This window comes from Nocardiopsis listeri, assembly GCF_020741345.1.
Taxonomy (GTDB): Bacteria; Actinomycetota; Actinomycetes; order Streptosporangiales; family Streptosporangiaceae; genus Nocardiopsis; species Nocardiopsis listeri_A.
In genome coordinates, this window is sequence record NZ_DYZD01000173.1 from 1 (window position 1) to 4512 (window position 4512).

At 68.4% G+C, this 4512-nt stretch carries 8 protein-coding genes; 7 read left to right on the forward strand and 1 reads right to left on the reverse strand.

The genetic code is table 11. The features are described 5' to 3' along the window. The 3 genes from K8V84_RS09595 to K8V84_RS09605 all read left to right on the forward strand — a co-directional run. Positions 1–990, forward strand: a 990-nt coding sequence (locus tag K8V84_RS09595) for a hypothetical protein (protein WP_304073214.1), incomplete at its 5' end; no start/stop codon positions are given. 137 nt (positions 991–1127) lie between these two features. Next, complete coding sequence (locus K8V84_RS09600) at positions 1128–1385, forward strand: hypothetical protein (protein WP_304073217.1); 258 nt, start codon at positions 1128–1130, stop codon at positions 1383–1385. A 59-nt stretch (positions 1386–1444) separates the two neighbouring features. Beyond that, complete coding sequence (locus K8V84_RS09605; protein ID WP_304073220.1) at positions 1445–2197, forward strand: peptidoglycan-binding domain-containing protein; 753 nt, start codon at positions 1445–1447, stop codon at positions 2195–2197. Between the two features lie 6 nt (positions 2198–2203). On the opposite strand, the gene K8V84_RS09610 is transcribed toward K8V84_RS09605, so the two are convergent. Then, positions 2204–2413: a hypothetical protein gene (locus tag K8V84_RS09610; protein ID WP_304073223.1), complete on the reverse strand. Its 210-nt coding sequence runs from the start codon at positions 2411–2413 to the stop codon at positions 2204–2206. Between the two features lie 56 nt (positions 2414–2469). On the opposite strand from K8V84_RS09610, the gene K8V84_RS09615 reads away from it, so the two are divergent. The 4 genes from K8V84_RS09615 to K8V84_RS09630 form a co-directional block, all read left to right on the forward strand. Continuing rightward, entirely contained in the window at positions 2470–2709 is a 240-nt protein-coding gene (locus K8V84_RS09615; RefSeq protein ID WP_304073225.1) for a hypothetical protein, read from the forward strand. A 38-nt stretch (positions 2710–2747) separates the two neighbouring features. Then, the gene (locus tag K8V84_RS09620) at positions 2748–3344 is read left to right on the forward strand and encodes a glycosyltransferase family 32 protein (protein ID WP_304073228.1); all 597 of its coding nucleotides are present in this window, start codon (positions 2748–2750) and stop codon (positions 3342–3344) included. Next, positions 3341–3961 carry a class I SAM-dependent methyltransferase gene (locus K8V84_RS09625; RefSeq protein WP_304073230.1) on the forward strand — a complete coding sequence of 207 codons (621 nt, stop codon included), beginning with the start codon at positions 3341–3343 and terminating at the stop codon, positions 3959–3961. The genes K8V84_RS09620 and K8V84_RS09625 overlap by 4 nt, the downstream gene beginning before the upstream one ends. Then, the coding region (locus tag K8V84_RS09630; protein ID WP_304073233.1) for a hypothetical protein at positions 3958–4512 on the forward strand (555 nt) is incomplete at its 3' end. The genes K8V84_RS09625 and K8V84_RS09630, both read left to right, overlap by 4 nt.

Genomic DNA, 4512 nt, shown 5'->3' on the forward strand with positions numbered 1-4512 from the left:
TCCGGCACCTGGTGGGAGCTGGTCAAACAGATCGCCACCGACACCATGGCCTACGTCTGGTTCGACGAGGACGGTGTTCTGCGCCTTCGCCCTTACGACTTCGTCACCCCCGATAGCCCGCTGATCCCGGACCCGGACCTGACCGTCACCGCTGAGCGGGACATCGCCGACATCTCGGTGGAGGAGGAGATCGACTCCGTCGCCAACCGCATCGAGGTCGGCTGGTCGCCGCTGCAGCAGAACTCCTCGCAGCAGACCGAGCTGTACGAGTACAACACGGTCTTCTCGATCCAGTCGGGCGCGACCTCGGAGCTTCGGATCGACTTCCAGGGCCGGCCATGGGGCATGCGCGCACCGGCGCTGTTCGCCGGGGCCACACACCCCACTCAGACCCAAGCCGGGTCGGTGGTCAAATTCGTCACCTCGACGGGCACTCTGGCACCGGTGGAGTGCGAACTTGTGCACGACGACGGCCACCCGCTTTTCCGGTTCCACAACCGGGGTGGCAGTACCGCTTACGCGGCTCTGACCTCGGCCCTGACCGCACCCAGCTTCCGGCCGGTTCACCAGGAAGCACAGACCCCGTCCGCCGCGCCACGCGGCCGGCAGAACCTTTCCAGCATCGCCCGGTACGGGGTACAGGCTCTAGAGATCGGGGCCAGCCCGTGGCTGCAGAACGTGGTGTGGGCTGACCAGATCAGCTTGCGGCTGGTGGCGTGGACGGCGTGGCCGGTCCCCCTCACCGGACAGATCGCCATCTTGCCCGACCCCAGGATCCAGATCGGTGACGTCGTCCACATCCAGGACCAGACCGGTGTGCGCATCGACGGGACGTACCGGGTGCTCGGCTACACCGTGTCCGGATCGGGTGCGGCCGTGACCATGTCGCTGGACGTGCGCCCCCTGTCCCGACCTGATCAGCCCCAGGATTCGGGGCTGTCCACCGAGCCGATCCTCGACCCGACCGTGGCAGCGTCGCTGCCCGGATAGGAGACCCATGTCTGAGATCACCCCAGAGCCCAACATCATCGCGGACCCGTCCGACCCCAGGTGGACACCCCCCGAGGGTAACCGTGTCGACGTCGCGGCCCCTGGTACTCCGGCCGCCGAGAACGAGAGGGGCTGACGTGCCCGATGACAGAGACCAGCTGCCTCCCAGACCCCTGGGATACACGGTGACCATGGGAGACGTGTACGGCGAGCTGCGGCAACTTTCAGGGCAGCTGTCCACGTCCATCACCCAACAGGAGATCCTGCGGACTCAGATGCAGGACCACGAGACCCGGCTCCGCGCCCTGGAAGCGTGGCGGTACGCACTCCCAGTGTCGGCGATCTCAGCAGTTGCCGCAGCGATCGCCGCGATCATCAGCGTGTTCGTCGGCTGATAACCCCACTTACCGGCCCCGCCCCGTGCGGGGCTTCGTCATGTCTGGAGGCACAGGCTTTGGTCACCATCATCAGCCGCACCGGTTCCGGAGGGTGGAACGCCCGCTCCCCCCGGAACCGCACCACCACCACCTGGTCAAGGCGCACCGGGTTCACCGTCCACTACTCGGCCGGGCCCACCACCCAGACCCCGCGCCAGATCCAGGACTTCCACATGAACGGCCGCGGGTGGAGTGACGTCGGGTACAACTTCCTCGTCGACAAGGATGGCCGTATCTACGAGGGTCGTGGCTGGCTCACCGTCGGCGCGCACGCCGCCCCGCACAATACGAGCCACATCGGGGTGTGCTTCATCGGGCGGGACGGCGACGCCACCACAGCGGCGAAGCGGTCCATCCGGGCCCTGTACGACGAAGCGAACCGGCGGGCAGGCAAGACCCTGTCTCGGACGTGGCACGGTGGCCTGTCCGGCAACAGCACTTCGTGCCCGGGTGCGGACCTGAGGTCGTGGGTCCAGGCAGGCATGCCCGCGTCGGGTGGTGGGTCCACGCCCCCGCCGCCGAAGCCCGGCACGAAGGCGCCCGCGTGGCCGGGGCCGATCCTGATCCAGCCGCCGGTGAAGAAGACCGAAACCGCGCGCCGCTGGCAGGCGCAGATGCGCGGCCGCGGATGGTCCATCGACGTCGACGGCTGGTACGGGCCCGCGTCCGAGCGGGTGTGCCGACAGTTCCAGGCCGAGAAGAAGCTCAGCGTCGACGGCCGGGTGGGACCTGACACCTGGCGTGCCAGCTGGGAAGCCCCCATCACCTGATCCCGATCAGGACTCGATGATCGACCACCAAGAAGCGGCCGAGGGATTTACGTGGAACACGTGGCGCCGCCGAGGATCCATATCGCCCCCGTGGACCTCGACGATTTCGCCGCTCTTCGCAGCTTCAGCGAGCTTCGCAAGCAGTTCTTCGGTGTCAGTCTCTTCCGCCAGCCGGATGTTCCCCGCCTGGCCGTTGATCAGCAGGTGCTTTGCCATGACCAAACCGTAGCGCCTGCATGTCCCAATAGTCCCGCGAAACTAGGAAGTGTGCCATGCACGAAGCACCCACCCCTGCTGTCACCCCGGAGCGTGACGCCCGGTCCCGCGCGGCCCGGACCCTGCTCCACGGCCTGGCAGTGACCGTTCTCGTCGGTGCCGCCACCGCCGTCACCGAGCTGGCGACCGGCGGCGGGGTCCTCACCCTGGCCACAGTCGGCACGGCCGCTGGCACCGGTGCGCTGATGGCCGTGGCCGCCTACGTACAGCGCCGCGTCGAGGGTCGACGCGGGTGATCCCTGCGCACCTGCACGCCTGGTGGGGTGGCCCTGACATGCCGCCTCACCTGGCCGCTCTCCTACAGCGGTGGCGTGACCTGCACCCAACATGGGGGTTCACCCTGTGGACCCCAGAGACGACCCCGTTCCTGGGTGAGCATCAGGACCTGTTCGACCACCCGCAGACGTGGTCGCCCAAGAGCAACCCCTGGCAGTGGCGGGCGAACCTGGCGAGATACCGGATCCTGCACGACCTCGGCGGCGTGTGGGTCGACTGCGACCTCGAACCCCTCCGACCGATCGACGACCTCCTCGGGCACGAAGCGTTCATCGCCCGCGAGGACACCAGGTTCATCAACAACGCCTTCATGGGTTCCGCTCCCGGGTCCGCCTGGCTCGCTGATGTACTCGCCGGGCTCCGCTCCAGCGTGCTCTCCCAGCCGCGCGCCCGGTCGAACCGGCAGACCGGAGCCCACTACCTCACCCGAGTAGCCCGCCGACACCCCGAACTCCACGTGCTCCCGGCCGAGCTGGTGTACCCGTTCCACTGGTCCGAACTCGACGCCCGGAACCGGCCCGCCGCCGAGGGCGCCTACACCCGGCACCACTGGTGGAACAAGACCAAGCAGGCCGAAGGCGAGGTGACCGCGTGATCCCCTCCTTCGAGAAGCTCGACCAACTCAAGTCCTTCACCCCTCGCGCGGAGCGGGAGCACCTGTACTACCTCGCCAACCAGGTCGACGCCGACCTCGCGATCGTGGAGCTGGGAACGTACCGGGGGGCCTCGGCGTGCTGGTTGGCCGCTGGTGCCCAGTCCGGGTACGGGGCGCACGTATGGACCGTCGACCCCCATGATCTGCCGGGGCGGCGCCGCCCGACCGGCCGCAACGGCGGCCAGACCGACTACACCGATCCGCGGATCCGGCGGCACGCCCGCCACCAGATCGCCTCCGTCGGGCTGACCGACCACATCACGATGGTGCGCGAGTTCTCCACCATCGCCGGAGAGCAGTGGCAGGGCCCTAAGGTCGGCTTGCTCTTCATCGACGGCGACCACCGCCAGCACGCCGCCCGGCGGGACTTCCGGGCCTGGGAACGCCACCTCCACCGTGACGCCCTGGTGGTGTGGGACGACCACGCCGACACCCACCCCGGGGTGGTGAAGGCGGTTGCCGCTCTTGTCGACAAGGGCGCCATCACCTCACCCGAGATGCTCGGCCGCCTGGCCGTGACCCGGCCCCTCGGCCGTAGAAAGGAGACAGCCCAGTGAGGTTGTCCGTGTCCGTGATGGCTCACCGGGTCCGTGAGGAGCAAGTCGCCGAGCTGACCGCGTCGCTCGACCGCGAGGTGGAGGTTACCTGGGACAAGCACGCCAAACCGAGCAGTCAACCGGCCCGCCGGTGGGCGACCGGCCGAAGGGCGTGGGAGGCCCACGACCCGACAGCGACGCACCACCTGGTCATCCAAGACGACGCCGTCGCTGTGCCCGACCTGATCGCCGGACTCGAGCAAGCTCTGGCGTATGTGCCGGATGGTGCGGTCGCCTCGGCGTACCTGGGTACGAAGCGGCCAATGCCGAACGAGATCATCGCCCTGGTCGACCAGGCCCGCGCCGAGGGCGCATCCTGGATCGTGGGGCGGTCGCTGAACTGGGGGCCGGCCATCATCGCGCCGACGGCGAGCATCCCGGACATGCTGGAGTGGGCCGACCGGCAGCGTGGTGTCGCCTACGACAAAAGGATCGGCCTCTACTACCGGGACATCCTGAAGCAGGCCACCTGGTATACGTGGCCGTCCCTGGTCGACCACCGTGAGGGACCG

What these genes read in the sequence shown, in the direction of transcription:
- K8V84_RS09610 (WP_304073223.1), bottom strand. Translation starts at nt 2,413, where the DNA reads ATGGCAAAGCACCTGCTGATCAACGGCCAGGCGGGGAACATCCGGCTG.
- K8V84_RS09615 (WP_304073225.1), top strand. Translation starts at nt 2,470, where the DNA reads ATGCACGAAGCACCCACCCCTGCTGTCACCCCGGAGCGTGACGCCCGG.
- K8V84_RS09620 (WP_304073228.1), top strand. Translation starts at nt 2,748, where the DNA reads ATGCCGCCTCACCTGGCCGCTCTCCTACAGCGGTGGCGTGACCTGCAC.